The organism is Endozoicomonas sp. ALB032, from assembly GCF_049310125.1.
Lineage (GTDB): Bacteria > Pseudomonadota > Gammaproteobacteria > Pseudomonadales > Endozoicomonadaceae > Endozoicomonas_A.
In genome coordinates this window covers 5538041-5561705 of sequence record NZ_JBLYNW010000001.1, presented here as the reverse complement: position 1 = coordinate 5561705, position 23665 = coordinate 5538041, and the positions used below count along the sequence as shown (strand labels likewise).

At 41.5% G+C, this 23665-nt stretch carries 36 protein-coding genes; 35 read left to right on the top strand and 1 reads right to left on the bottom strand.

Features of this window, described 5'->3' with window-relative positions; translation table 11 throughout:
• Nucleotides 1–225: 225 nt before the first annotated feature.
• The 21 genes from ACO6VG_RS20545 (at nucleotide 226) to ACO6VG_RS20445 (ending at nucleotide 13851) form a co-directional block, all read left to right on the top strand.
• Nucleotides 226–651 carry an antirestriction protein gene (locus tag ACO6VG_RS20545; RefSeq protein WP_422475404.1) on the top strand — a complete coding sequence of 142 codons (426 nt, stop codon included), beginning with the start codon at nucleotides 226–228 and terminating at the stop codon, nucleotides 649–651.
• Nucleotides 652–846: 195 nt separating this feature from the next.
• On the top strand, nucleotides 847–1035 hold the full coding sequence (locus ACO6VG_RS20540) for a hypothetical protein (RefSeq protein ID WP_422475402.1): 189 nt from the start codon (nucleotides 847–849) through the stop codon (nucleotides 1033–1035).
• Nucleotides 1013–1510, top strand: a complete 498-nt coding sequence (locus tag ACO6VG_RS20535; RefSeq protein ID WP_422475400.1) for a hypothetical protein — start codon at nucleotides 1013–1015, stop codon at nucleotides 1508–1510. The genes ACO6VG_RS20540 and ACO6VG_RS20535 overlap by 23 nt, the downstream gene beginning before the upstream one ends.
• A gap of 534 nt (nucleotides 1511–2044) precedes the next feature.
• Nucleotides 2045–2350, top strand: a complete 306-nt coding sequence (locus ACO6VG_RS20530; RefSeq protein WP_422475398.1) for a hypothetical protein — start codon at nucleotides 2045–2047, stop codon at nucleotides 2348–2350.
• A gap of 798 nt (nucleotides 2351–3148) precedes the next feature.
• On the top strand, nucleotides 3149–3583 hold the full coding sequence (locus tag ACO6VG_RS20525; RefSeq protein WP_422475396.1) for a hypothetical protein: 435 nt from the start codon (nucleotides 3149–3151) through the stop codon (nucleotides 3581–3583).
• A gap of 2 nt (nucleotides 3584–3585) precedes the next feature.
• Nucleotides 3586–3993 carry a hypothetical protein gene (locus ACO6VG_RS20520; protein ID WP_422475394.1) on the top strand — a complete coding sequence of 136 codons (408 nt, stop codon included), beginning with the start codon at nucleotides 3586–3588 and terminating at the stop codon, nucleotides 3991–3993.
• On the top strand, nucleotides 3990–4289 hold the full coding sequence (locus tag ACO6VG_RS20515; RefSeq protein WP_422475392.1) for a hypothetical protein: 300 nt from the start codon (nucleotides 3990–3992) through the stop codon (nucleotides 4287–4289). Before ACO6VG_RS20520 ends, ACO6VG_RS20515 begins: the two co-directional genes overlap by 4 nt.
• Before the next feature lie 10 nt (nucleotides 4290–4299).
• The gene (locus ACO6VG_RS20510) at nucleotides 4300–5373 is read left to right on the top strand and encodes an XkdF-like putative serine protease domain-containing protein (protein ID WP_422475390.1); all 1074 of its coding nucleotides are present in this window, start codon (nucleotides 4300–4302) and stop codon (nucleotides 5371–5373) included.
• A 2-nt stretch (nucleotides 5374–5375) separates the two neighbouring features.
• The gene (locus tag ACO6VG_RS20505) at nucleotides 5376–6827 is read left to right on the top strand and encodes a phage portal protein family protein (protein ID WP_422475388.1); all 1452 of its coding nucleotides are present in this window, start codon (nucleotides 5376–5378) and stop codon (nucleotides 6825–6827) included.
• Nucleotides 6828–6836: 9 nt separating this feature from the next.
• Nucleotides 6837–7091: a hypothetical protein gene (locus ACO6VG_RS20500; RefSeq protein ID WP_422475386.1), complete on the top strand. Its 255-nt coding sequence runs from the start codon at nucleotides 6837–6839 to the stop codon at nucleotides 7089–7091.
• Nucleotides 7051–7830, top strand: coding sequence for a phage minor head protein (locus ACO6VG_RS20495; RefSeq protein WP_422475384.1), 780 nt, complete (start codon nucleotides 7051–7053; stop codon nucleotides 7828–7830). The genes ACO6VG_RS20500 and ACO6VG_RS20495 overlap by 41 nt, the downstream gene beginning before the upstream one ends.
• Nucleotides 7831–8388: 558 nt before the next feature.
• Nucleotides 8389–8856, top strand: coding sequence for a hypothetical protein (locus ACO6VG_RS20490; RefSeq protein WP_422475382.1), 468 nt, complete (start codon nucleotides 8389–8391; stop codon nucleotides 8854–8856).
• 47 nt (nucleotides 8857–8903) lie between these two features.
• Nucleotides 8904–9185: a hypothetical protein gene (locus ACO6VG_RS20485; RefSeq protein WP_422475380.1), complete on the top strand. Its 282-nt coding sequence runs from the start codon at nucleotides 8904–8906 to the stop codon at nucleotides 9183–9185.
• A 1-nt stretch (nucleotide 9186) separates the two neighbouring features.
• Nucleotides 9187–9576, top strand: a complete 390-nt coding sequence (locus tag ACO6VG_RS20480; protein ID WP_422475378.1) for a hypothetical protein — start codon at nucleotides 9187–9189, stop codon at nucleotides 9574–9576.
• A gap of 97 nt (nucleotides 9577–9673) precedes the next feature.
• Nucleotides 9674–11746 (top strand): terminase large subunit domain-containing protein, encoded by a 2073-nt coding sequence (locus ACO6VG_RS20475; protein ID WP_422475376.1) that lies wholly within the window; start codon nucleotides 9674–9676, stop codon nucleotides 11744–11746.
• Nucleotides 11747–11809: 63 nt separating this feature from the next.
• Entirely contained in the window at nucleotides 11810–12097 is a 288-nt protein-coding gene (locus ACO6VG_RS20470; RefSeq protein WP_422475374.1) for a hypothetical protein, read from the top strand.
• Between the two features lies 1 nt (nucleotide 12098).
• Nucleotides 12099–12308 carry a hypothetical protein gene (locus ACO6VG_RS20465; protein ID WP_422475372.1) on the top strand — a complete coding sequence of 70 codons (210 nt, stop codon included), beginning with the start codon at nucleotides 12099–12101 and terminating at the stop codon, nucleotides 12306–12308.
• Nucleotides 12309–12363: 55 nt separating this feature from the next.
• Nucleotides 12364–12588 (top strand): hypothetical protein, encoded by a 225-nt coding sequence (locus ACO6VG_RS20460; RefSeq protein ID WP_422475370.1) that lies wholly within the window; start codon nucleotides 12364–12366, stop codon nucleotides 12586–12588.
• Between the two features lie 130 nt (nucleotides 12589–12718).
• On the top strand, nucleotides 12719–12886 hold the full coding sequence (locus tag ACO6VG_RS20455) for a hypothetical protein (protein ID WP_422475368.1): 168 nt from the start codon (nucleotides 12719–12721) through the stop codon (nucleotides 12884–12886).
• A 222-nt stretch (nucleotides 12887–13108) separates the two neighbouring features.
• Nucleotides 13109–13573: a hypothetical protein gene (locus ACO6VG_RS20450; protein ID WP_422475366.1), complete on the top strand. Its 465-nt coding sequence runs from the start codon at nucleotides 13109–13111 to the stop codon at nucleotides 13571–13573.
• Nucleotides 13574–13587: 14 nt separating this feature from the next.
• Nucleotides 13588–13851: a hypothetical protein gene (locus ACO6VG_RS20445; protein WP_422475364.1), complete on the top strand. Its 264-nt coding sequence runs from the start codon at nucleotides 13588–13590 to the stop codon at nucleotides 13849–13851.
• On the opposite strand, the gene ACO6VG_RS20440 is transcribed toward ACO6VG_RS20445, so the two are convergent.
• Complete coding sequence (locus tag ACO6VG_RS20440; protein WP_422475362.1) at nucleotides 13820–14005, bottom strand: hypothetical protein; 186 nt, start codon at nucleotides 14003–14005, stop codon at nucleotides 13820–13822. The genes ACO6VG_RS20445 and ACO6VG_RS20440 overlap by 32 nt on opposite strands.
• A gap of 510 nt (nucleotides 14006–14515) precedes the next feature.
• On the opposite strand from ACO6VG_RS20440, the gene ACO6VG_RS20435 reads away from it, so the two are divergent.
• The 14 genes from ACO6VG_RS20435 to ACO6VG_RS20370 all read left to right on the top strand — a co-directional run bounded on the left by ACO6VG_RS20435 (nucleotide 14516) and on the right by ACO6VG_RS20370 (nucleotide 23639).
• Nucleotides 14516–15160 carry a tyrosine-type recombinase/integrase gene (locus ACO6VG_RS20435; protein ID WP_422475360.1) on the top strand — a complete coding sequence of 215 codons (645 nt, stop codon included), beginning with the start codon at nucleotides 14516–14518 and terminating at the stop codon, nucleotides 15158–15160.
• Nucleotides 15161–16028: 868 nt separating this feature from the next.
• The gene (locus ACO6VG_RS20430; RefSeq protein ID WP_422475358.1) at nucleotides 16029–16286 is read left to right on the top strand and encodes a hypothetical protein; all 258 of its coding nucleotides are present in this window, start codon (nucleotides 16029–16031) and stop codon (nucleotides 16284–16286) included.
• A 323-nt stretch (nucleotides 16287–16609) separates the two neighbouring features.
• Nucleotides 16610–16813 (top strand): hypothetical protein, encoded by a 204-nt coding sequence (locus tag ACO6VG_RS20425; protein WP_422475356.1) that lies wholly within the window; start codon nucleotides 16610–16612, stop codon nucleotides 16811–16813.
• A 78-nt stretch (nucleotides 16814–16891) separates the two neighbouring features.
• The gene (locus ACO6VG_RS20420; protein ID WP_422475354.1) at nucleotides 16892–17143 is read left to right on the top strand and encodes a hypothetical protein; all 252 of its coding nucleotides are present in this window, start codon (nucleotides 16892–16894) and stop codon (nucleotides 17141–17143) included.
• A 67-nt stretch (nucleotides 17144–17210) separates the two neighbouring features.
• On the top strand, nucleotides 17211–17627 hold the full coding sequence (locus ACO6VG_RS20415; RefSeq protein WP_422475352.1) for a transposase: 417 nt from the start codon (nucleotides 17211–17213) through the stop codon (nucleotides 17625–17627).
• Nucleotides 17628–17762: 135 nt separating this feature from the next.
• Nucleotides 17763–18035 (top strand): hypothetical protein, encoded by a 273-nt coding sequence (locus ACO6VG_RS20410; RefSeq protein ID WP_422475349.1) that lies wholly within the window; start codon nucleotides 17763–17765, stop codon nucleotides 18033–18035.
• 46 nt (nucleotides 18036–18081) lie between these two features.
• A complete protein-coding gene (locus tag ACO6VG_RS20405) occupies nucleotides 18082–18264 on the top strand; it encodes a hypothetical protein (RefSeq protein ID WP_422475347.1) in 183 nt (60 codons plus the stop codon).
• Nucleotides 18265–18763: 499 nt separating this feature from the next.
• Entirely contained in the window at nucleotides 18764–19411 is a 648-nt protein-coding gene (locus ACO6VG_RS20400) for a hypothetical protein (protein ID WP_422475345.1), read from the top strand.
• Between the two features lie 772 nt (nucleotides 19412–20183).
• Complete coding sequence (locus tag ACO6VG_RS20395; RefSeq protein ID WP_422475343.1) at nucleotides 20184–20588, top strand: hypothetical protein; 405 nt, start codon at nucleotides 20184–20186, stop codon at nucleotides 20586–20588.
• 142 nt (nucleotides 20589–20730) lie between these two features.
• A complete protein-coding gene (locus ACO6VG_RS20390) occupies nucleotides 20731–21015 on the top strand; it encodes a hypothetical protein (protein WP_422475341.1) in 285 nt (94 codons plus the stop codon).
• Nucleotides 21016–21190: 175 nt separating this feature from the next.
• The gene (locus ACO6VG_RS20385) at nucleotides 21191–21679 is read left to right on the top strand and encodes a hypothetical protein (RefSeq protein ID WP_422475339.1); all 489 of its coding nucleotides are present in this window, start codon (nucleotides 21191–21193) and stop codon (nucleotides 21677–21679) included.
• A gap of 477 nt (nucleotides 21680–22156) precedes the next feature.
• Complete coding sequence (locus ACO6VG_RS20380; protein WP_422475337.1) at nucleotides 22157–22681, top strand: hypothetical protein; 525 nt, start codon at nucleotides 22157–22159, stop codon at nucleotides 22679–22681.
• Nucleotides 22682–22741: 60 nt separating this feature from the next.
• Nucleotides 22742–23026: a hypothetical protein gene (locus tag ACO6VG_RS20375; protein WP_422475335.1), complete on the top strand. Its 285-nt coding sequence runs from the start codon at nucleotides 22742–22744 to the stop codon at nucleotides 23024–23026.
• Nucleotides 23027–23078: 52 nt separating this feature from the next.
• The gene (locus tag ACO6VG_RS20370; RefSeq protein ID WP_422475333.1) at nucleotides 23079–23639 is read left to right on the top strand and encodes a hypothetical protein; all 561 of its coding nucleotides are present in this window, start codon (nucleotides 23079–23081) and stop codon (nucleotides 23637–23639) included.
• Nucleotides 23640–23665: the final 26 nt, after the last annotated feature.

Sequence of the window (23665 nt, the reverse complement as noted above, 5' to 3'; positions counted from 1 at the left end):
TCCTTTTTTTCCGCGTCAGCTACCAGCCAATCCAGCAGCCTGCGGTTTTTTTGGAGACGTTGTGATCTTAACAATTCCAGATACATAATGAATAAGTATTCTACGCAGACATTTAACCAATCCAGAAATTTAGTATCCTAAACGTATGGTTTGATCACGAAATGAAGCGTTGTCTCTCCAGCGTTGAGTATCGGATGCTCTCTACTCAATCAACGAGAGAGCATCATGAAAATAAATACCGATCATTCGAAGCATCTCCAACTCAATAAGCGTTTCATGAACAGATTTGGAATGCTTGGAGTCCAAATGGAAGGTTTATACTATTCCACTGCCGATAAGCTGACAGATGATTATCGAGGCGGCTCATGGAATTTTCAGGAAGTTCCAAAATCAAAAGCGACTTGGCTTTGTTTGGATAGCGACCAATCATTTAGAGTGAATGCGTTCAATGGCAATGAGGTTAAATGTAATGCTATTGTTCTATCGATGAGCATTACCTTAATCATGTATAGCAATCTGTCATTTCAGTTACACGAGAAGGGCAACCCGCTTTATGAATTGATAGCTTCTGATTTCCATGATATGAGATTGCACTTTATGGATAATTTATCTGATTCAGATGCACAGAAGCTACTTCGCATTATAGATTGATCTTCAGGCTCCGATTCTGGAGCCGTCAATCCCACATCAGAGTTGTTTTAAAAGTCAACCCTATACAATCTATCATCTCAAGTCGAACGACGCTCATAGTCCGTATTACCCTCGTTGACCTTATCAATGGATTGATGGATGCTACCCCGCAGCCGGTCATGTGATCAGCTTTTTGCTATTAGGAGGAACTATGGAATGAATGATAACAGAGTCAAAGTTGGAGTGAGTAAATCACTCCTCACGGAAATACATAAAATGTTTCCATCCAACACTGCCACCAGTTCACTGCAACGTGCGCTGGTATTTCTTATTGAAAACTCTGACGAAGTGGCCCAACTGGTGGCCCAACGGGGATATAACGATGAAACAGAACATAAGCAATAAACAGAAGTGGATTACTTACGGCCATCTCCTTCAGGGATTATTCCCGAAGAATCAATTGAGTAACGTCCAAATAAAAATGGATGAGTCGTTCTCGCTCCGAGATAATGGATCATTCCATTATGTAGGTGAGTGGTATGGCGTCCCTGCCAAACAAAATCACAGACAGAGGTTCTTCAAGCGTGATTTCTCAAACAAATACGCACACAAGCTGTTTGATAATATGAAGAACAAACGTGGTGGTAAGGATGACCTGTTTGGAAATTTCGATGATGTCAAGTTCGGCACATTCAAGAATACTAACGTTAAGCCTAATCAATATACAGCTCAGCTGACTGATGCTTGGTGGTGGACTGATGGTAAGTATATTGTCGTATGTTACGAAAGAGGCCATCACATCAGAGACGAGCATGATCCAATCAAGATCATGAAGACTGTTACTCGTGTTCACTGGGACATCCATCCTATAAAATGGTAATACCAGCTCAGGCCGCATATTTAAAGGCTTTGAGCGTGATTTTATATTGAAAATGGTTTCGTTGATCAAGCTGGTATTACTTTCGATTTGGTAATACCAGCTCAGGCCGCATTCTCTCGTTTCGATGGTAATACCAGCTCAGGCCGCATATTTAGCGGCTTTGAGCGTGATTTTATATTGAAAATGGTTTCGCCCTTATAATAATACTAATACCGCTTCAGTTAAGAGAGAGCTAAAAACATTTAGAGATCAACATCAAAATTCAAAAAAAACTAACGTAGTGTTTGTTGACGTTAAGAAAAATCTCCGATTTTTTAGTCAACGAACTTTCGAATATATTGAAATGAATTTTTGAAATAATTGCTAAATCATCGGAGATGATTTTTAACGCAATTATTTACATTTTCAATGTGAGCCTATATTGATATATCTTTTCGTTGATTGTTGTATAGCTAACCATCATTGAGGGATGATCGGATTTCATCCGTTGTCGTCGAACGCAGTGAGATGACAAACGGCCATTGGAGAAAGAAAATGTTTATAAGAGATATTGCAAAAGAACTAAATATTCCAGTAGAGCAACTGTTGATTATGTTACGTTATAAGAACGTGATTAGCCTAAGAGATGGTAAGTGGATTCTATCGGAGAGATTTTCTGATATGGGATCAATAGAGAATAATCATCAAACTTATACCAGAGAATCAGCTGATAAGATAAAGGCGTTGTGGAATAGTATACCAACTGACATCAGAGAACTATTTGGAAAAGAAATGGATTTAAGTCATCCAGAATCAAGTAATGTATTCTCTGCTGCTATGGATGTACTTTCAAATAAATGAAGTTGATCTGAACATCTGAATCAAGGATCGTATCATTTCAAAAGCTTTATTAGGAGAAGTAAAATGGGTTGGAGAATAGACGTCATCAAGAATGACATCAAGAATGCAAGTATCTGGGACAAGATCGGTTTCGTAGTCGTTGCTATTCTATTCGGCATGCTTATATTTATCTAATACAAGATTATATTCAATTCTAACAAGCGTAAGCCGCTCTCTAAGACGTTTTTAGTTTAAAGTAGTAAGTCTATCGTCTCAAATTAAAAACGTCTTAGAACGCGTTATAATCGAGTTTAAGCTACCCTCACTTTAAATAATTCATCCCCATCAAAATAGCTCCAATTCTCAAAGCCGATTTCACGTAAAGTGCCCTATGCAGTATTTGCAGGTTTGAACGATGCCCCACCATAGGATAGGGAAGTGAATAAAATATAAAACTTTTGCTGAGTTATCAAAAAAAACGCGACCCGCATATTATGCAACCTCTGACGATGCCCGACCATAAGATAGGGAAAGCGAAATATATCTGTCGTCTATCCCGCATAAATAGTGTATCGGATATACAAGATAGAAGATAGGGAAGAGCTTGTTCTTGCTTTTTTTGATAACTCGGCAATTTAATTTAAACAAATCCAATCTCAAGAGGAGATCATCCTCATTATCAATAACCCGTGTGAGGAAATTATGATCCACAGAAAACCCAACCAAACAATAATTCAGAAGATCCGAGCATATATGCTCAGAAACAAAATTGATTACAACGGATTCCTGCAACACCTCGAGCTCAGGAATAAAAAGTCGATGTATACATCCATTGGTCTAACCCCTCAAACATTCGAGCATATACTCGATTGTCCTGAACATTTTAATCCTGAGAAGTGGAAAGCTACCAATAAACAAATCTCTTCTGACAGACGAGCAGCGACAGCTATGATCGAGCATGAAGAATTGAAGCCTTTCGTTGAAGCATTGCCTGATATTGAGGATAGGGTGAACTCAGGAATCCAGTTCTTCGATAGAGTTGAGATTACACATCCGGAATTATCCAAAAAGCTTTTCTGGATTGATGCATATACAAGATTGGATCTCAAGAAGGTTGATATGTGTGAACTGGCATTCATTCTGAGCGGAATTACTAATGGCAAGATTCACACATGGTTAAGACACAAACCAGAACGCGTTGATCATACGTTATATCTGATAAGCCTTTTCCGAGGCGTTAATTGCGTGGAATGAATATGAGATATAAACCCAATAAGCCGACAGCCTTGCAAAACAGAATCAATAACTTAGCCCAATACCAAGGCCATGCTCCAGCCTTTAAAACGGCTGAAGAACTCGTTGATGATCACATCAAAAATATAAAAGCTGACTTGCATCCAGCATTAGCAGAATTGTTAGATATCAACGAAAGGCTACCTGATGAACAAATGTGGATGCTTAATGACAAGATATTCAGACGATTCTTGGATGGGCATAGTTTAGAAGACGTCAGCAACAAGTATCCAAATGTTAACGTAAAAAGACTCAAGTGGCTGAGACATAAAGCTAAAGAATATTTGTGTGAACGTCCAATCGACGTGGAAAAGAATTTAAAACGTGAGCTGGATGATTGGATCAAACAATTTATAGGAGAGAACAAATGAAAGTAATACTGAACGCTAACGAAGCTATGGATCTGACTGATATGATGGCCAACATGCTATGTCGTATCGATGAGTTGGAGCTGGAGAATAAAACACTGTCCTCGAAGAACCGTGAGCTGACTGAAATAGCAGAAGGCCAATCGGAATTGATTGATCATTTGCTATCAGAATTGAATGGCGAAGAGATGGGACATGAAGTCGTCGAGATTCATCTTGATGATGAGAATAGCGACGAAGAGCTTGAAGCTGTGATTAGCGCGATTCTGGGCGGATTCCGAAAAGAAAGCCAGTACTAAGGGAGTAGATATGGATAATATGGATTACATTAAAATCCCGGATTGGGAGAATGCTCAGAGAGTATTCAAATCCGTTGTATTGATTCCTGGAGTTCCAGATTGGCATAACGATATCTACTCAGCTGAAGTTGTAAAACAAGCTCGTGATGAATATTTGCAAACTGCACAATCGTGGGCCATTCAGCACGGCAATAATATTGAAGACGGAGTTGGCATTGAATGGTTAGCTCATGAAATTACAGAAGAGCCGGTCAAAATGCCCAACGGAAATATTCTTCCCGCTCAATCATGGGTCGCAACAGGCCGTGTATTAAATGAAGAAATTTGGAAGGCAATGCAGTCAGGTGAACTCACTGGCCTAAGCATTAAAAGTTCGGCAATAGTGGAGGACATCATGGAAAAGTCAAGACTGCACGCCAAAGCGAATAAAGTTATTGAGGCTGCCAAACGCAAAACTCAATTAGAGAAAAGTGTTGAATTACAGAAATCAGTTGAACTGATTGAGAATAACAAGGACCTGTTGAAACTCCTTGATATGCTCTACAGCCAGATGGCAGATGGACAAAGTACTCAAGTGGAAATCAGCCAGCCAGTTGATTCTGAAATCAAAAATTACGATGACTATCTGAACGATGAATTAGCAGCAATGCAAAAAGGTAATATGTCTGCTGATGAACTGTATCAGTGTTTGACTGTTATGCTGTTCGAACTTCCACCTCGTCAGACCGAACTGTTATTGAAGACGTTCATCGAGATGGCTGAAGTAATGGCAAGCCAGCCATACCAATCAGGTAGCGCGTCTGCTGCTATCGAAGAGGGTGCTGCTGATATCACTCCTCCACCAGTTCAGGTCGAGAAGTCAACGATTCCGCCAAAGGCGATGGAATACTTGATCGAAAAAGAAAAACGTCGTCAGCTCGCTAAAGAAACAACTCCTGTTGAAAAGGCCAAATCCAAGGAGCCTACATTCGAGGAGCGTGTTGAAGTGCTCGCTAAGAGTATCCAACAAGAGCCTGCATTCCGAGGCCAACATCTTGCACTATGCAGAGTAGAGGCCAGAACCAGAATTAAGAATGGAGGTTGATAATGGCAATAGTACAAGACTTCGATACTTCCGATGATAGCATAATTGATACGGCTGCGATCGGATCAGGATTATCGGTCTGGTCCGGGTTCGTTAGTAATCTGAAGGATACAGACGTACCGGAACTCATCAACTTACGACAGAGATCCAGGACTTTTAATAAGATGGTCAATAGTCCATACATCGCCAGCATGATTCAAGCTCAAGTTGGAGTGTTACGGACTGCTGAATATCAACTCCTGCCAGCTAACGATTCCGAAGAAGCCAGAAAGGTGATGGAGTTTGTTAAGCAAAATCTGGATGATATGAGTGTAGCGTTCGACGACTACCTCACCGAGATCATCAGGAACTTTTTGGTATATGGATTCGCCTTAGTTGTACCTGAATATAAATTGAGGAGAGGACCGGAGCATGATGATAGTATGTTTTACTCCGAGTATGCTGATAAGAAAATCGGCTGGCGACACTGGACAATCATCGATCCACAATCGATCTATAAATGGTTGATACCAGATTGTGGCACTGGACCTCTTGAGGGAGCAGTAATTCAGCTATTTAATGGTGACACATCCGTTATCGACAAGAAGCGTTTTGAAATTGTTCAGGCTATCCCTTCAGCAACCAACCCTGAAGGCGGCCCACCACCATTAGCAGCTTGTTATGAGCCGTGGTTTACTGAACGTAGACTGGCACAGATTAGCGCGGTAGGTTACGAGCGCGATCTTTCAGGCATCCCCGTGGCAAGAGCCCCACAAGATTTCCTCAAGGAAAACGCGTCTCCTGATCAGAAAGCGGCAGTATTGTATCTCAAGAATATTATTACTCAGCTCAAGCGTAACCATCAAACGGGACTGTTATTGCCCAGTGATACGAATGAGCAGGGCAAGCATATCATGGATGTGGAATTAATGAGTTCCAGCGGAAGTGGTCCAGCCTTTGAATCAATCCTCAATGAGAGGCGAGAGAAAAAGTTGGAATGCCTATCCACTGGTATGCTTGCATTCACTGGACTTGGCACGATGACCAATTCAGGTAGTTATGCCTTGGGCGACGTTCACAGTCAGTTGTATATCAAAACGATGGGGATGTACGTCCGGACACTGGAAACGAGTTTGAATCGGATGATCAAAACTCTGATCAAGATTAATAAGTTCGACATGTCATTGCTTCCGCAGTTGAAGTTCGAACAGCTCGAAATGTCGAGCCTGACAGAATTTGCGAACGGTCTGAAAGCAATGATCGATTCCGGTGCTGTTGAATTGTCAGAACAGTTGTCCGATAGAGTACGCCAGCGATTCAATATCCCTAAGAGCGATGGAGTTGATATGACACCAGTCGATTTAGGAGACGTTGATGATCTCAATGAACTTGAGCGCATTCAGGATGAGTTGATCGATGAAGAGTTAAATGCACCAAAGACTCTCGCTGAGGTTGCCGGATTATACAACATCTGAGGAATAGCTATGAAAAAACTATTGATGGGCTGCCTTATGGCGGCCTCTCTATCTGTCAACGCCAATGAACCTTCAAATCAATGCAAAGTTGATATTCCTTACGCAGGGCTAAGGTTGACGCTAACCGAAGTGATGTTGAATGATCTTCAAGCAAACATCCACGAAATGGAATTGAAGTTGAAAGAATTCAAAAAGGCCATGAAAGAGTTGGAGGAGTTGAAAGATGACGGAGAGTTACGACGAGATACTGGACGATCTGATTGATGCTGCTGAAGATGATCTTGAGCTGATTTACGATGAGCCAGAAGAACTCAAAGAGGACAACTTCTCACTATTCCAAGTTGCATTGATTGGAGTTGGAGGGTTTCTACTTCTTGAGCTAACTAAGGAATTGAATCGGATCGGTAAAAAGCATAAAGCTACCATTAATCCAACTCCAGCTAATAAGAATCAACTGAAAAAGGTCACAGACTACCTTTCCAAAAACGTACTACCTATCAATGAAATGAATCAGGTAAAACGTTTACTCAGTCAGTCTAATGTAGGAAAGTCTAATAAGCTGAAGTTGCTGAGTACTTATCTTGGTATGACTCCGAAAGTAGCGAAACAGCATACGAAAGCATTACAGAAGCTAATCACTGAAGGCGCTGGTGTTAATAAGGTAGTAGCTGAGATGCAACGTCGATCTACCAACCAAATTAATAAACGTCGTAAACTACAGAGGCACGTCGAGAAAAAGCGTATTCAAGAACTTGCACGTAGGGGTGCGATTATGCAATTGAAACAGCAACGTAAGATAGCGGATGCTCCTGTATACAAGAGATGGGATTCAACTTTGGATACTAAGACCTCTGATTTCTGTAATGGAATGCATGGAGAGGTTAGAGAGTTGAATGGTACGTTTGATGGGTATCAAGCTCCACCTGTCCCCACACATTATTGTAGGAGCGTTTTGGAATACTTCCAAATCATTGACGGAAAAGAAGTTGTTATTGACGTTTGAGTATTCATCCCCAAGCATCCTCTATCGGGGTGCTTCAAGATGGGTGCTTGTGCGAAGTATTCATCAATGCGCTTGTAGTTCTTCTGGAACATGACAGGTGTGATTGCAATACGAGTTCCCCGGACCAACTGAGTGGCGCCTCCTCGCCATTCTTCAACTCGGTTGGTTCCGGTTTTATTAATGGGCATTCGGTTGAACTTGTGGTTGGGTTCATTTATCTGTTCCCGAACGAGTGCCCATTAACCTACGTCTATTAATAGTGTGGATGTAGGGTCTTATTTCTCCTATTGGCTCCATTCCTTTTCCCATTCGGGATGGAGTCCTTTTTAAAGTGCATTCGGTGAGTGGTCTTCAACGCTCATCACTCTTTACTCCGTCCAAGACGAGTGCACTTTAACGATTCCACTTATCATAGTTGGCCGAGTGGAATCGAAACGGTAAGATCGATTCTGGCCCATTCCTGGGCCTTTTTAAATCCCAGTCATTATTATCAAGCGCATTGGATTGTTCCTGTGACTGGGTCTTTCTGGTGCGCTTTACAATAAAAGGAGAACCAAAATGTCATTATTACGTTTCAAACTCGAACACCTCAAGTCAGGTGATCTCGACAAGTTACTTCAGGAACTCAAGTTAATCAAAGTAGCCAGTATTTATGGCGGCATCCATAACGGCGAAAAATTCAACGGCACCATTAGTCTTGATGAAAAGATCCTCGCTAACGGACATTTGAATGTAGAGATCATCGATTTCGATGCGTTCATGCAAAAGATCGCTCCATACTGTGTAGATCGTCATGGCCGATTTCCACGCATTCAATTGAAAGGTATTGACGTTGAAAAGTATCTTCCAGCACCAAAGGAAGCTGAACCAGAACCGGAAATTGTTCATGTTAGCCGGGAGACGCTCATAGAGATGCTGGACGATTTGATCAATGAGCACTTTTATGGCTCTAAGCAACACGATCGGGAAATTCTGACAACCATGCTGGAGCTCGATCTTCCAATCAGCTACTTATTGGATAAATAACAAAACGTCGATGGTTATCATCGGATCATTTACACAAGGAGAAAAATATGAATTTACAAACTTGGCAATCACAATATGTCGCAGAAGGTTCCATCATTGAGTTGATGGAACGACTGAACGCTTTCGTTAAAGCAGGTTCAAAACACGGTACCGTTGACGACGAAGATAATGTGTTTCTGGGCGCTCATGCATTGGTGCCTTATTTAAAAAGCAATGAAGCATGGCCGCCACAACCGGAACGCATGCAAATCACTAATGTTGTAGGATTCATGGCAGCAATTGAACCCTACGTCGAGAAAGTTGGTAATAAATATAGGATTGTGGATTGATATGAATTTAAGACAGTTCGAAAATCAAAACGTTCTTTCAGCCGATGATGATAAGACTCTCCGACTAATCGATTTACTTGATGAACTTGAAGTATACGATATGGCGGGTCCACACGGATCGATGGATGAAAATCGAAACATCTGGAAAGGATGTAAATCGAAGGTTTCATATCTGGGCGACGTTGAACAACGTGATCCGATGCTAATGCCTATCACTGATCTTAATGGATTTCTGGAGGCTATCAAACCATTCTGTAAACAGGATACGAACGAAAGTGTACAGGATCGCGTGGAATATCTCTCTGGGTTCCGCATCACTGATCTCGATGGACTTCTGGAGGCCATCAAGCCCTTCTGTAAACAGGATACGAACGAGTTAGAAGGGAAGTAATTACTTCCCTTTAATGAAGGGCACAGCTCAGAAGTATTCCCATAAATTACTTTGAACACTGGATTCCACCAGTGATTCTGCGCGTCTGGAGTAAATTATGACAAAAATAAAATTACAGGACCGTACTCGGATTGAAGCTAAGCATTGGAGAGCTATCCGAACAATCATAGACAATGATTTCGAGAGTGATTTGCTCAAGCAGTTAAAGAAGACAGTGACAGCATATCAATTTGAAAGGATAATCCTGCTGTCCACATTGATACAGAAATGCGAAAGCGCTTCCAATAAATTCACCCGTATCAATCACTTTCAACTCCACTTTGAGGATTGTCCAATAATCTGGACGCATTACGATGATAAGCATTTATTCAGCGAAGATACTAACGACTATATGCTTATCGCTCCTCAAAAAGGAGCCCAATATGAATACTTGAACAATAACATTCCGACATATGTATGGGGCACTCGCCAGATCAACTACATTCGTAATCACACTAAGATGTGCGGGAATGGCGGTGCAGCAGGAACCGGCAAGACTTATAGTCTGTTGGTCAACGCACTGAAGTATATCTGTTGGGACGATTACCTTCAGGTGTTCTTCCGTGAACAATATAAAGACGTTATGTCGACTTTCGAAGAGGGGCGTATTGTTTATCGTCAGCTGATTAACAACGGTGATTTAGATGAAATTAAGGGCGAGATTACATGCCCTATGTTCAATTCGAAGATCGAATTCAGTTACATCAATGAGCAGAACTATCTCAGCTTACAGGGCCGACAATTAGGTTCGGTTACATTTGAAGAAATCTGTCAACTGGAGAAGGCTCCAGTATTTTATGCGATTGGTCGTAACCGCTATCCACACAAAAACAAAGCGATTGCCGATAAGTTGACCTACGTTAATTACTCCTGTAACCCAGATCCACATCATTTCTTGAAAGATATGCTTGAAGCTGGAGAATTCCTCAATCACGAGGGTCAGGTTAAGGATTCTTGGAATGGCAAGAAGATGTATTTCATTCACGCCAACGAAGAATTTGATATGGATGAGGATGCAGACATCCTCCAATCGAGACACTCTAAAACGAATGCACTCGGTGACTACATCACCAAGCCTGTATCATTCAAGTTCTATCGTGGCCACTTGCACGAGAATCTTTATCTTGCTTCAACGGACTATGAATCGACTCTCAGTATGGGCACAGCATCTCAAAGGAAGGCTCTATTAGAAGGAAGCTGGAATCAATGTGATAATCCGAACTCACTATACGATGCCAAGAACTTCGCTGATAATCGAATTCAGGAGATTGACCGTTCTGAAGTAGGCCGATGCATCGTATCCGTTGACCCTGCTATGACGTCTGCTAACTCAAACGCAAAAGGTAAACGTTTACCTGATAGTGCTGGCATTGTTGCTTTGGCTCGGACAGTCGGCGATGGTGATGAAGCAAAAGGAATTATCTTAGCTGATAGAACCAGTGTCGGTAAAAAGGTCGACGATTATCTAAAGGATGCTTGCATCCTTTATAGAGAAGTCGGTGCTGACATGATGTTGGTGGAGTCTAATCAAGGATCTGAGCTATTAACCTACGCTATCCAACAAATCGACCCTGATATTAACGCTAAGCTCCATTATACCAGTGACAGTAAGGAAGCGAGAGCTCGGAGTATCACGCCACTATACAGTGCCAATCGTATAAGTCATATGGGCTACCTCCAAGACTTAGAAGATGAAATGATTGCATTCGATCCAGATAAGATTAGAAAGCAAGGGAGTCCAGGTCGATTGGATGCATTGTCTCATGGTTTGAGGGAACTGTTTGCTGATCTCTTGAAGCAGAAGACTATCAAGAACCTCAGCGTTGAATCAATGTTCATACCACCAAGTGACAACAGAGACAGCTTCAGCCTTGGTAATGGATACAATCCCTTTGATCCTAATGCCGACTCTCAACCGACTCCGAAGCAGCAAACTATGGCTGCTCAGAACGAGGATGGAAAGATCGAGTTGGAGCTGATGCAAAAGGTTCGCTGGTACGAAGCTCAATTGAAACGTTTTCCTGACAGAAAGCAATATTTAATTCCAACCATTCAGAAGCGGAAACAGAAACTAAAAGATCATCAGAATAAAGCTAACACGCCGATCTGGTGGATGGCGGATTTAATTTAACTCGCCAGTGCTCTCCGAAGCTGAATTGTAGGAAGATGTACTCATCACTTGAGGAGAGCACAAATGAAAACCACATTCGTAGTTACTGAACAGAAACGTTTCACTGAAACAGCCGAGACGCCAACATACGATTCACATTATGTAATCGAGCCCGGTGAGTATCCGGTGAATACGTATCGAAATACTGATGGATCGACGTTCCGTAAGGTCGTTATCCCTATAGAGTTTTATCGTTCCACTGGTTATGGTGGCGAACGTAGCGAGGTGTGGGGCGATACAGTCGAAATTGCATTGAATCGTTTGGAAGCTCATCGTGTAGGCATTCTTGTTGAATCTGATCAGGAGATTTGAAATGGAAATCGTTATCGGAATAGTAATCATCATCTTGGTATTGGTTATATTGTTCAAGGTGTGGATGATTCCTTTCAAGATCGCCAAAGACTGTAATAGTCCATACGCTAACCATATTCAATGGATCAGCATCATCGCTATTTTCTTTTGGCCACTGTGGATTGCTGGATTAGCTTGGGCGTTATTTGAACGTCGTCACATGAATCAATAAAGCAATCAAATCAATTCAAGCCTCCATTTGGAGGCTTTTCTTTATGGAGGGTAATATGATCCCATACACAATTAACTCAGAGCGCAGGCATCGTTGGAGTGAAGAAGAAGATGATATCCTGCTTCAAGTATTTAATGACATGATGGAGGCTGGTAAAGAGATTGATCGCATCCCACTTGATGTTGAGATTATCATGGCAGCTCGTTGTCAATTAGCAAGATCGTTCGCGTCAATTCAAAGTCGTATGCAACGGTTGATCGGTTGTGCAAGAAATAGATAATCGTTGTCTTAATCTATACTCGGCCTCTTTTGGCCCTTTTGTTATTCTACCCGGTTCAATTGATAATTTTCACATAACAACACCTTCCCATTAATTTTATAAGAGGGATTTCAACTAATAGGAGAAGTATATGCGTACAATAAAAGAAGATGCAACTAATGATATAGACGAAATGAAAGCTATAAGAGATCAAGGAATAGATTATTACATAGAGTCGGTAGCAAGAAGGATGTTAATAGATAGAGAAAACCGAGATAAAGAATATGAGCGTACAGAGAATAATGATAGGCGTTGCTGAATAAGACGCTCCGTCAGCGTCGCTTATTATCGGGCTTTTTATTTTTGGAATATCGGAAATCGATACGGAAATAATATAGTGTTGGTAATAGTGGCAATCAATTGAATTTATCGGCTCGTATTCCCGCATAAATAGTAGGGATGCCGGATAATCGGAAAAGTTCGCAAAAGCGCCACTGCCAATCCCAACAATCCCAACAATCCAGCCCAAAAGGAGGTCCATATGGCCAACCCAAATCCAAACCCAGCCACTCAATTCACAAGCGATAGAGCCAAAGAGGCCGGTGGCACAAGCTATTACAAGAAACGTTACCATGAGCTCCAGCAAGCTCACGAAGAGCTCCAAGTTAAGTATGAACAAGACGTAGCCAAGTTGAAGATGAAGTTAGCGGAATCAGAATTGAAGTTAGCTAAGAAGACATTAGAAATGACTCCAGAGCAACGTGTGTTATCGTCAACGAAGGTAGATCCACTGCAACTGACCATCAATCGGTATAATGAGTTGCTGGAGTTAGACGAGGACGAGCTTAGTGGCAATCCTCAGTATAGGAAAGAGTTATCGCAGTTAACAGAAACGTTGATAGCTTACATTCCTAAGGCTAAGCAAACGCAGTCAGTAACAGAGGATGCAGTATCGGAAGATGACTCTGATGATTCGATTGATGCCATCCTTGCTAAATTCAAATAAGAATTGGAGGTATCATGGATCAAACAACCAGTTTTGAGCTATGGCAGATCATGTGTATGCGTATGCTGACTATATTGGACGATATTATTATGCGGGATTACTTTGCGCCCTGGAGCAATCTGATGATTGAGAGTGGCATCAATCCCGACGATAAAGAGTTGGAAACTAGGTATCTGGAAGCTGAGCGCAGATTAGAAGAGATAGCCGATGAGTACGACCATCTCAAGAAGCAGTTCGACGACTACATCAACGGATCAGCTCGCGGTGAGTGCGGATAATCTTAGCATTGATAGGCTTCATTGCCTTTATCCGTTCTTTGACTGAAAGCTCAATCACCTTATCATACTCATCCTCGGCCCACTGCAATAGCCGGGGAGTTGCTTTGTACCAAGCAGGTACGCAGAGTCGGAAGGTTGGATCGTTTCGATGCATAATAATACTCCTGTGTAGTTAATAGAAGCTGAGCAGCCTTACAAAACTTACTCAGCGACTATATTATCCTGTCAGCGTCTCTTATCAGACAACGACCACATCCAGCCTCTTGCTGGATTTTTTTTCTTAGTTGGTTCCCCCAGGAAAATCGAACAACTCGATCTAATCGGAAATGATTCTCTGTTAGAAGTATTACCGAACAAGACTAATTCTTACTAGGAATCGCAGCTCCCAACGCCTCCAAACAATTCCAGCCAGTGAAACGGAATACCTCTAACTGGAATAGTCGTAATCCCGATAACAAAAACTTATAAGCACCAATCGTGCTGGATAGAGATCGCTTTCGCTGTAGGTTTGAACGAGCTGAAAATACATGATTTTGTGATTCCTATAACAAAAACTTATATAGTGCAGTTAATGCAAGAAGTTACATTACTATTTTTAAACGTCACCCGTTGATCGAATCTAATAGAAGATGGATAGTAGGCTTAAATCAACGAGGATATTGATATGAGAGCTGAACCAATCATCAACCGGAAACTAAGATCAGACTTCCTGAAGTCATTGAAGTCTCATAGTCATCGAGCTTACACATTAACGATGATGCAGTTAGCTTCTGGATTAAGGATCGGGGACTTGCTCTGTCTGGAATGGAAACAGCTGTCATTTGAAGATGATGCTGCCTATCTGGAAGAGATAGTTGAACGTAAACGTAAGAAGGTTCAGGTCGGTATACTATTCACCGGAGAATCGTTCAGCGCCCTCAAAGAATTGAAAAAAATGTATCCGGGAACCGAGTATGTATTCGGTGTGATTAGAAAGGATGTAGAAAAACCTATTAGCTGGCAGGGCATTGATAGATTCATCAAGCGAGCTAAGAGTGAGGTCGGTATTGAATTTGCTGTATCATCTCACACAAACAGAAAGGTAGTATCGTTTGAATGTTGGTTAGCGGGAATGGATGAGAAGGATATCCAGATAGCCTACAGGCATTCTAACGTCGAACAGACGAGATTCTATATGAGCAATCAGAAGTATCATAGACAAGCTATGGCAAGAAGCGTATCGATTGGTATAGATGGAGTGCAAGCTCATTTGATTACTGCAAGGGACTTGGCAAGAAAGGATGCTGAGGCTGATAGGAAAATGGTATGAAATTAAGCATTGACAAAAAATCGTCGGATTTCAAACCACTGAAAAAATCTCACCTCCATATGAGTAGGGAAAAATCGTCGGATTTTGAACCACTGAAAAAATTTCACCTCCATATGAGTAGTGGATTTCCACCATAACCTCCCTCCGTTAATGTAACTCATTCTCATCCACAATTGACTCCAATATTTCAATCAAAAGGTCAATGGTGGGTTTCCACCTTTTGTACTCCTCCTACCATTCCGACCAAAAGGTCAACAGCTCCAAAAAAATAAATTGGCCCAGTTGAATTGGCCCACAAATTGGTATCTCAAATCTAAGTCAATTATCTACTATACCCATGTGGCCAAATCAACAGCTCCAACAAAATAAATATTAATCGTTGAATTGGCCAACAAATTGGTATCTCAAATCTAAGTCAATTATCCCCCATAATCCATTGGGCAAATCAACAGCTCCAACAAAATAAATTTGGGCCGTTGATCTCTGTCGGAAAATGATTTAGCAAATCGGTATTCAAAATAAACGTCTCTAAACGATTTACCAAAAAGTCAACAGCACAAAAATCCAGAAATTGATAATCGACGGTATCTCGGTATCAGACTTTGAATGAACGTGTATATCAATCTAAATATATTTTCAGTGGTTATACCTGCTGCGTAGCAATCGGCTTTTAAACACGTTTAAAACAAGAGCTAACTCATTGTACTACTAATGTTGTCAAATCGCTTTAAATATGGGAGGCGACAGCTTAGAACCGGGTCCTTCTATATAGGTAAAAAGTTTTAAATTATTTGGAGCAATCCGTTGTCGACTGGAATGGATGGTTGGATAGTGTACTCAAGTTAAAAAAAACCACAGAGACATCCAAATGTATAAGGAATTGAAAATCAAAAACGAAGTAACATTCATCAGAAAGAATGACCAAATCACTCTGGCCGATGAATTTAGCCAAGAGATTGTTGTATTTTTCGAAGACAAAGAATTTCTTGAGAGTGTATGGACATTATGTTTGGAAGTGTGTGATTTGGAGAACATGCCAAGCAAGACTGTCGGTCAACAAGAATTGATTGATGAGCTTTGGGACACACTCGATGACGTGTTCGGTGAGTTTGGATTTGATGAATAATTAATTGGGATTGGTTGACCAATCTCTGGATTGGTTGGAAGATGGCCATATCACTTGAGGAGAAAAACAAATGTTAGAGATCATAATTTTAATATTCATGTTAGTTGTCGCGTTTTATTTCGTGTTCTATCCATATGCCATTGCTCAACCAACTGAAAAGTGTAGATTAGTTTTCTGGTTGAATATAGCCAGCTTGGTCGTGTGGCCATTATGGATTGTAGCTTTTGCTGTAGCTGTAATCGCGAGAAATAAATTTGATAAGAACGTTGCCCAATCATAGGATTGGTTGGAAGATAGCCATATCAATTAACGGAGAGACCGAAATGACACAAGCACACATCAAGCATCTGAAAGAAGTCATCAACCTGCTGATCGAACGTGACTATGACTTTGAATACAAGTCAGAGGGATACATTATAGATGTGTTCAATGTATGCGAGATTCAATTTGTTGGATTTGACATATACGTGAATGATGGCTATTCAAGCTTCCAATCATTGAAGAATAGTTGGCTGACTGGATTCTGAGTGAAATTATTCGATGGGATGCGTTGTCCCATCCGATAATTCCATTGGATAATGGGCCATATCAATTGGAGAGCAGTTATGAACTTTGAAATTGAAATGGAAGAAGCGATTGAAATGGGTGTCACTATTATCACCCAACGGCAATACAGTGAAGCTCTGAAGCGTATACAGGAAGTTGAAAAGAGAATTCAACACGCTGATGAATTGGAAATGATTGACTTGGAAACCTATCACTTTGTTCTGGAAGATGCCATTCGTGAATACGAAGATAAAGTAATGGCTGATTTCAATCAACTTGATAATGAAGATTTATTTGGACCGTTTGAATAATTGTTGTCCACCTGACCAATCTATTGGATAGTGTACTCAAGTTAAACGAAACCACGGAAATACAGAAATGAAATACTCAATCGAATTCAAAGCTGAAGTTGTTAAAGCTGCTCAAGATGCTGAAGTTAAAGACGTTGCTAAGCAATACGGCATCGATCCAAGAACCGTTAAACGTTGGATTCAAGCTGCTCAAGATGCTGAAGTTGAAGAAGTGGTTAGCTCCAATGAAGTAGAAGAAGTGTGTGGTCGATTCTGTAGTCACGAACAGATGGTTGTCATTATCCAGAAATTGGAGATGGGCTCCAAGCTGAGTCGATTGAAAGCATTGTTCAAGTTGATGGCTGAACAGTTGATCGAATGTGAACGTGGTGTACTCAGAAAGGTTGTGATGGAACAGTTTGAAATGTCAAAGCATGCTGTGGTTTCTTATTTCCATACTCATGCACGTGAAGAGTACAACGCTTATAAAGCAGCTATCGCTTAATCAATCAAAAGTCAACAAGGCCCACTTCGGTGGGCTTTTTTATGTATGGTGATAATCCACTACTGAAATCCTGTGCCCTTCTGAATGTATATCGTTGATGCTACCCATAGTAATTAAGCAGTTGGGTAGGTAGTCATGAACATTCAAACAATCATCAAAGGAGTTGCTTTCGGAGCATTGATTCTGGCTGCTGTTCCATCCTTTGGAGCCACTCAAGGTAAAGTCGGAGACACTTCATCATTCGGTATCACTTTGAACATCCAACCAAAACCTCAATTAGAAGTTAAAGGCCAATCTGTTGTCAATCAAGATAAAAGCAGGTGGGAAGTCCAAACAGTTGAATACGAAGTGTCCGAAACACACGATGAATCTTGGTTCAAAAAATATAAGATCATCAGTGCCCAGTGATTAGTAATTGTTGGATAGTAGCCATATCACTTGAGGAGAGAGACAAATGATTGCTAACCAAACTGACTACAACAAAGCAATAGCCACACTAAACGAATTGAAAGATGAACTGTATAAGGCCACCGACGATTCAGTGATTGATGATCTGGTTGAAATGATTGATGAGATGGAAGCTGCTATCCGTGACTACGAGAATGATGTGTTAATGAGAGCTCAGTGGAATCGTTAACAATCGATCCAATCATTCAATCAGGCGCGGCCCTGCCAAGCCGCTAATAAACAAGCCCACCATAGAGTGGGCTTTTTTGTGTCTGCTGGCTCGGACTAAATAGGAATTAGTTCGATTAACGCATCAGTTTGATTGATCATGGATATTGATAAATAAAATCGTGTTGGCCTGTAGATTATACAGTTGAGATGGTGTATTTTGCATATGTCCAACTTATCCACTCTCCCCACAATCTGGATTTATTATACGCCAATTGGCTTCTATATTATTTTCCCTTCCCCTTCCCCTTCCCGGCCCATTTTTTTTATTTTTTTTTGAATTCGATACGGTTTTCGCGTGACGTTCGAAAAAAACGAACGTGAGTGAGTTTCTTGATCCACTATCCCGTTTTCCGGCGATCGAAGAAGTGGGAAAAAACACTTTCTCTCTAACCTCGATTGCCTGTGCCCTTGATTTAGAAGATGTAGGAAAATCTACTTAACAAATCAAGGGTACGAAAATGAACAGACAACAACTCTACAAACAAACTCACTCTCATCTTTCCCTCCAAGGCGATAAAAATTTCTGCGGACCATTAGCATTGGCAGCTGTTTTTGATGCTGATGTCGATCAGGTTAATTCTGCACTGATACGCTCAGGCTCTCGCGTAAAAGGGAAGGGCACCAATATGTGGAATGTCCTATCGACTATGCAGAAAGAAGGAGCCGTCGAGTGCATTCAGGATGTTTACGAATCAGGCCACAAAACGATAACTTCAGCAACAAGAGCCCTTCCCACTGGACGCTATCTTATTTTGGTAAGGAATCACGTTCTGGCATTGATTGATGGCGAAGTCCAGGATTGGTCTGCTGGCAGTAAACATCGTGTGGAAGCAATCTATAAGGTCATAGGAACTACATCACTGTTTGAATGTGGTGCTGATAAGATTGAAACAACGATTAATAAACCTACGTTCAATGGCTCCAAAGTTAATTATGTGTGTGATCTACTCCGGTGGGCGACAGCTACTAATTATGTTTTCAAGAGGGGTGAGCTCATTAATAACATTCATGAGACTACAGGCTTATCCAAAGTCGGTATCCGATCGTATTTGAATGGTTTATGCAAGGCCCAATATCAAGAATACAAATCAAACGTTCTCCTCTGAATTGAATTATCGGATAGTGTACTCAATTCAAACGCAAACGAGAGAATCAAATGCACTTTTATCGAGACATGATCCGTACTTCTGCTAAGACTCCGATCAGTCCAACATCATCGGTTCAGGTGGAGAGAACAGTTAATTTTCGTAAGATCAGTTCGAACAAAAAGTTGGCCTTTATCGAGGTTCGTACAACAATAACATCAAAGTATTTGGGTGGCTTGATTACTCGAACCAAGACGAATGTCACTCGTGATGTAAAGGAAGTGTACGTCAACTATTAATGTCAAGTGGCCGCGATAATCGCGGCCTCTTTCGAAATGAGGTTAATAATGTATTCAAGTAGAGTCATAGAGCCAACGTCCAAATGGCGTGGAAGTTATAATCGAACCAAAAAGAGTATCCAATCTTCCATGTGTCGCGATGACAGAGCACGTCGCCGGAGACTTTATCAACGTTCGAATCAATTGATGGAGCTTGCTGCCTCGATTCCAATCGAAGTTTCCAAGATTGATCTGCCCTGCGAATCCGATCGTGATAACGTAAATCACATAAGGCACCATGCAGTTCTTGTAGGTGGCCGTTCATATGATGACGCTTCTAACCAATTCTACAGAAGTCACTCTGCCTTTATGTATCTTAGGAATAGGATATTGAGGATGATATCTGATGTGTATCCAGATCTCGCGAAAGAGTGTCAGAGACAAATTATGTAGATCCCGTTGTCTTCTGAATCATGAAGATAGATTGTGTACGCAAACATCAAGAGAGATAAATCATGTTTAAAAAGTTACTGGCCGCTTCTTTGATGACCGTTACAATGGCTGCCAACTCAACCAGCATATCCCCAATATCCTATGGCTTCTCGAAAGACGTTGAAGCTGGATCTGATCGTTACATAGAAATGATGATGGAAGCTATTAGCAGTTCTCCGGTTCGTACGGTTCCGATTACAGCTGGCAATTTGAATAACAGTGCTGGTGAATTTGAAATTTTGGTTGATGGCGAAGTAATCAAGAGGATTCATTTGGAGAGTAAGCAGACCAGATTGATCCAAGTACCAGTTCAGATTGATAAACCGAATTCTCCGCAGTCCTTCAATATTTGCGTATTAAGTGCTGATAGCGGGACGATGTTAAGGGCCCAAGTGTGCATGAAGGCTGTTTTGGCTTGGGTTCAATAAGCGTTGTCTGTACTTTCTGATTCAAGGAAGGTACTGGAAACGAAATCGGGATTACGAAATGAAAACTAAAATCATAGCGGGAATACTTCTAAGTCTTCCACTAATTGTAAACGCATCATCCTCATTCAGGGATTCGGATGGGATGAGTTGTTCGAGTGATGATCAACCATATGAATTGGAACTGTATGCAGAAGGGAGTAATTACGATAACGATTACAATGCTGGGGATAATTTCTCCTCCGATATGAGCGACGACAGATCCGTTGGGGTTAAATTGACTTATAAGTTCGGTCAGCGTGTTCCAGATTGTTCCATTCTTTATGAGTACGCTATGGAGCGTAAGAGATTAGAGTTGGAAGAAATGAAAGCTAAGCTGAAATTGCTTCAGGGTGCCAGTAAGCTGGATTGGGCCTCCTCAATGGAATAAAAGATGAAAACGCGTACAAGCTCCTTAGTTGGGGCTTTTCGTGGTACCAGAGATTGGTAAATAAAGTTTCAAAATAAATTGAAATTAAGCGTTTACCTGAAACTGATTCGGAAAGATAGTAAACGCAAGTTCAAAACGAACTAATTGAATTAACCAAAACCGAAAGGTGATATAAATGAAAACCTCTATTGTTGCTGCTGCCATCGCCCTTACTGTTGCTGCTGGTACTGCTCAAGCTGCTATGTCGGGCGGTACGAGTACTTTTGAGTTCAATGCCACGGCGAAAGAGATGTGTGGTATGGAAGTGAAGGAAGCTACCGGCGATATAACCTTTAACGGCAAAGGTGACGATACCGCCGCAGCAGTATTCAGGATCGTTGGTAATAATACGACCAACACTGAGTTCACTGTAACAAAAACTGACACTAAGAGGGGCGATAACGTCGTTTGGCATGGGTCCGATTTATCTCTTCTTGCTGAGTACACGCATACGGGCGGCAGTTCAATTGACAAGTTATATAATGGCAGTAGTACCAATACAAAGGTAGCGGCCGTGAAGCCGAATACTGATATTAAATTGTTCGCTTACTTCGTTAATCCTGAAAATACATATGATCCAATAAGCTATACCGCAGAGCAAACTATTACTGCTACCTGCAACTAACTCTCCCTCCTGAGCCCTTCGGGGCTCTTCCTTCTCTGGACTCCCAAATGAAACAATCGACCAGAGCCATCATCGCAAGTCTTCTATTCATTGCACCTCACGTCCTCGCTAATGAAGTTAATCTGACATTCACCGGAAGAGTCCCAAGGACTTGTGGACTTCGTGCGTTTCGTTCAGGTCGATCCAGAGGGAAGTTCACTCTACTGGATGGAAATATAATTGACTTGCTTGTGGAACAAAACTTCGAAGGTGATTCGACCTTAACGTTTAGCGAGTTCGACAACGAAAACGCTTCTTTGCTCGTTAATGACGGTCAGACGGTTAATTCTAACGGCGGTAATATAATTGTTGAAGGTAATAAGCCTTACCAATTAACAGCCAATGGAGATGTTCAATCAACGATGACTCTCCAATGTAAATAGTTGTCTGAAACAGAATTATTGAAGACGACAGATTCACAATCAAAAGGTGATAATAATGAAAAACGTAATGCTGTTAACCGCTGGTGCTGTTATCGGTTTTGTAAGTTTCAATGCATTTGCTGCTCCAGAAAGTGTTGTGCGACTTAACTTCTCTGGAACTGTTCCTGTTACTTGTGGCATCGAGATTACTGACACTGGCGACGGTGGGATTCGTTTTGGTGTTGATGGAGTCAGTAATACAACGAAGTTTACTACTTATTCCAATTACAGCGGTGAAGTAGCGGGATCGGGAATGGGTAAATTGAAATTCAGCGAGATCATAACCTCGGGCGGTATCCTTGATTACATTACCGGAGAACACTACGAAGCCAATAACGTTTATTTTAATCTGAAAGGGAAGCAAAGTAATAATGTTGCTATCAACCCAGTACAGATTGATGCAGCTTCGGATAACACTTTTGTGGATGTTACGACGGGCTCGACGTTGGAACTGGCGGCATATGCGATTCCGTTAATTAAGATGACAAGCGGTGACACAAACATGTCGATCAAGGTGGAATACGATTGTACTATGATCTAATCCGTTGACCTTCAATGGGGGTAGCAAGGAAGCTAATCCCTAAATTCAGAGGAAAACAAAATGTTCAAATCAATTATCACTTCGATCATTTTTGCTCTTGCATTCTCAGGTGTCGCCTCCGCTTCTGACGTTCGTATTTATGAAACTGGTAAAACGACTCGAGTTGAAACTGAAAACGGTTCATATCGAATCAAGGACGGGCATTCAACCAGTAAAAGTTCAACCTACTACATTGAAGATGATAAAGGGAATCGAACCAGAGTTAAGGTCCAAGATTGCGGATATAAGAAGCAATGCATCACCGATGACAAGGGCAATAGGACAACAATTAAAGATCATCGTTGATCCATTTAGAAAATGGTTGGAAGGTCTTATTACCAACTAAGGAGAATTTAAAGTGAATAGAAAAGATTTGGAGACATCGCTCAAAGCATCTCAAGCTGGCGAACTCTCATTAAAAGAAGCCATCGAGATATTCAACGAATTGACTGGCTCCAATTTCAAGAGAATCGGAAGTAAAGCTGAGACCAATCAGAAGGTAGCCAAGCTGATTGAAGAACGTCTGGCTGAAGATGAACCAGTATCCACTGGAGATGATGTCGAGGTCCCCGATACTCCTAAAGTGGACAGGCGTCGAGGTCCCCGTACCGAGCCAAGAAAAAAGAGTTGGGCTCCCAACGCTCCAGAGGATTATGAATTCCCCGAGGATGCACCTAAGTACAATACGCAACTGCATACGATCACTGGATTCATTAAGGAAGTGTATTCATGGTCCACAGCGCAAAGGTACGTCTGGCCTAAGACGAAGTTTCAGTCGTATCTGATGGAACAGACGGGCAGCTCCAAATATTCCATTAACAGCATGGCTGCAAGCTCCTCTGTCCATGCGAGCCACAAAGTTCCGTATATGGAAATGACTGTGGAAGTGCAAGCCGAGCTACTCGAAAAGAAAGATTGATCTCTCCTGCGCCCCACTCGAGGGCG

What these genes read in the sequence shown, in the direction of transcription:
- ACO6VG_RS20420 (WP_422475354.1), top strand. Translation starts at nt 16,892, where the DNA reads ATGAACTTTGAAATTGAAATGGAAGAAGCGATTGAAATGGGTGTCACT.
- ACO6VG_RS20505 (WP_422475388.1), top strand. Translation starts at nt 5,376, where the DNA reads ATGGCAATAGTACAAGACTTCGATACTTCCGATGATAGCATAATTGAT.
- ACO6VG_RS20380 (WP_422475337.1), top strand. Translation starts at nt 22,157, where the DNA reads ATGAAAAACGTAATGCTGTTAACCGCTGGTGCTGTTATCGGTTTTGTA.
- ACO6VG_RS20510 (WP_422475390.1), top strand. Translation starts at nt 4,300, where the DNA reads ATGGATAATATGGATTACATTAAAATCCCGGATTGGGAGAATGCTCAG.
- ACO6VG_RS20485 (WP_422475380.1), top strand. Translation starts at nt 8,904, where the DNA reads ATGAATTTACAAACTTGGCAATCACAATATGTCGCAGAAGGTTCCATC.
- ACO6VG_RS20480 (WP_422475378.1), top strand. Translation starts at nt 9,187, where the DNA reads ATGAATTTAAGACAGTTCGAAAATCAAAACGTTCTTTCAGCCGATGAT.
- ACO6VG_RS20400 (WP_422475345.1), top strand. Translation starts at nt 18,764, where the DNA reads ATGAACAGACAACAACTCTACAAACAAACTCACTCTCATCTTTCCCTC.
- ACO6VG_RS20520 (WP_422475394.1), top strand. Translation starts at nt 3,586, where the DNA reads ATGAGATATAAACCCAATAAGCCGACAGCCTTGCAAAACAGAATCAAT.
- ACO6VG_RS20385 (WP_422475339.1), top strand. Translation starts at nt 21,191, where the DNA reads ATGAAAACCTCTATTGTTGCTGCTGCCATCGCCCTTACTGTTGCTGCT.
- ACO6VG_RS20455 (WP_422475368.1), top strand. Translation starts at nt 12,719, where the DNA reads ATGCGTACAATAAAAGAAGATGCAACTAATGATATAGACGAAATGAAA.
- ACO6VG_RS20395 (WP_422475343.1), top strand. Translation starts at nt 20,184, where the DNA reads ATGTTTAAAAAGTTACTGGCCGCTTCTTTGATGACCGTTACAATGGCT.
- ACO6VG_RS20500 (WP_422475386.1), top strand. Translation starts at nt 6,837, where the DNA reads ATGAAAAAACTATTGATGGGCTGCCTTATGGCGGCCTCTCTATCTGTC.
- ACO6VG_RS20405 (WP_422475347.1), top strand. Translation starts at nt 18,082, where the DNA reads ATGATTGCTAACCAAACTGACTACAACAAAGCAATAGCCACACTAAAC.
- ACO6VG_RS20425 (WP_422475356.1), top strand. Translation starts at nt 16,610, where the DNA reads ATGACACAAGCACACATCAAGCATCTGAAAGAAGTCATCAACCTGCTG.
- ACO6VG_RS20445 (WP_422475364.1), top strand. Translation starts at nt 13,588, where the DNA reads ATGGATCAAACAACCAGTTTTGAGCTATGGCAGATCATGTGTATGCGT.
- ACO6VG_RS20545 (WP_422475404.1), top strand. Translation starts at nt 226, where the DNA reads ATGAAAATAAATACCGATCATTCGAAGCATCTCCAACTCAATAAGCGT.
- ACO6VG_RS20465 (WP_422475372.1), top strand. Translation starts at nt 12,099, where the DNA reads ATGGAAATCGTTATCGGAATAGTAATCATCATCTTGGTATTGGTTATA.
- ACO6VG_RS20540 (WP_422475402.1), top strand. Translation starts at nt 847, where the DNA reads ATGAATGATAACAGAGTCAAAGTTGGAGTGAGTAAATCACTCCTCACG.
- ACO6VG_RS20435 (WP_422475360.1), top strand. Translation starts at nt 14,516, where the DNA reads ATGAGAGCTGAACCAATCATCAACCGGAAACTAAGATCAGACTTCCTG.
- ACO6VG_RS20535 (WP_422475400.1), top strand. Translation starts at nt 1,013, where the DNA reads ATGAAACAGAACATAAGCAATAAACAGAAGTGGATTACTTACGGCCAT.
- ACO6VG_RS20430 (WP_422475358.1), top strand. Translation starts at nt 16,029, where the DNA reads ATGTATAAGGAATTGAAAATCAAAAACGAAGTAACATTCATCAGAAAG.
- ACO6VG_RS20495 (WP_422475384.1), top strand. Translation starts at nt 7,051, where the DNA reads ATGACGGAGAGTTACGACGAGATACTGGACGATCTGATTGATGCTGCT.
- ACO6VG_RS20410 (WP_422475349.1), top strand. Translation starts at nt 17,763, where the DNA reads ATGAACATTCAAACAATCATCAAAGGAGTTGCTTTCGGAGCATTGATT.
- ACO6VG_RS20460 (WP_422475370.1), top strand. Translation starts at nt 12,364, where the DNA reads ATGATCCCATACACAATTAACTCAGAGCGCAGGCATCGTTGGAGTGAA.
- ACO6VG_RS20525 (WP_422475396.1), top strand. Translation starts at nt 3,149, where the DNA reads ATGTATACATCCATTGGTCTAACCCCTCAAACATTCGAGCATATACTC.
- ACO6VG_RS20515 (WP_422475392.1), top strand. Translation starts at nt 3,990, where the DNA reads ATGAAAGTAATACTGAACGCTAACGAAGCTATGGATCTGACTGATATG.
- ACO6VG_RS20375 (WP_422475335.1), top strand. Translation starts at nt 22,742, where the DNA reads ATGTTCAAATCAATTATCACTTCGATCATTTTTGCTCTTGCATTCTCA.
- ACO6VG_RS20530 (WP_422475398.1), top strand. Translation starts at nt 2,045, where the DNA reads ATGTTTATAAGAGATATTGCAAAAGAACTAAATATTCCAGTAGAGCAA.
- ACO6VG_RS20470 (WP_422475374.1), top strand. Translation starts at nt 11,810, where the DNA reads ATGAAAACCACATTCGTAGTTACTGAACAGAAACGTTTCACTGAAACA.
- ACO6VG_RS20390 (WP_422475341.1), top strand. Translation starts at nt 20,731, where the DNA reads ATGAGTTGTTCGAGTGATGATCAACCATATGAATTGGAACTGTATGCA.
- ACO6VG_RS20475 (WP_422475376.1), top strand. Translation starts at nt 9,674, where the DNA reads ATGACAAAAATAAAATTACAGGACCGTACTCGGATTGAAGCTAAGCAT.
- ACO6VG_RS20440 (WP_422475362.1), bottom strand. Translation starts at nt 14,005, where the DNA reads ATGCATCGAAACGATCCAACCTTCCGACTCTGCGTACCTGCTTGGTAC.
- ACO6VG_RS20450 (WP_422475366.1), top strand. Translation starts at nt 13,109, where the DNA reads ATGGCCAACCCAAATCCAAACCCAGCCACTCAATTCACAAGCGATAGA.
- ACO6VG_RS20415 (WP_422475352.1), top strand. Translation starts at nt 17,211, where the DNA reads ATGAAATACTCAATCGAATTCAAAGCTGAAGTTGTTAAAGCTGCTCAA.
- ACO6VG_RS20490 (WP_422475382.1), top strand. Translation starts at nt 8,389, where the DNA reads ATGTCATTATTACGTTTCAAACTCGAACACCTCAAGTCAGGTGATCTC.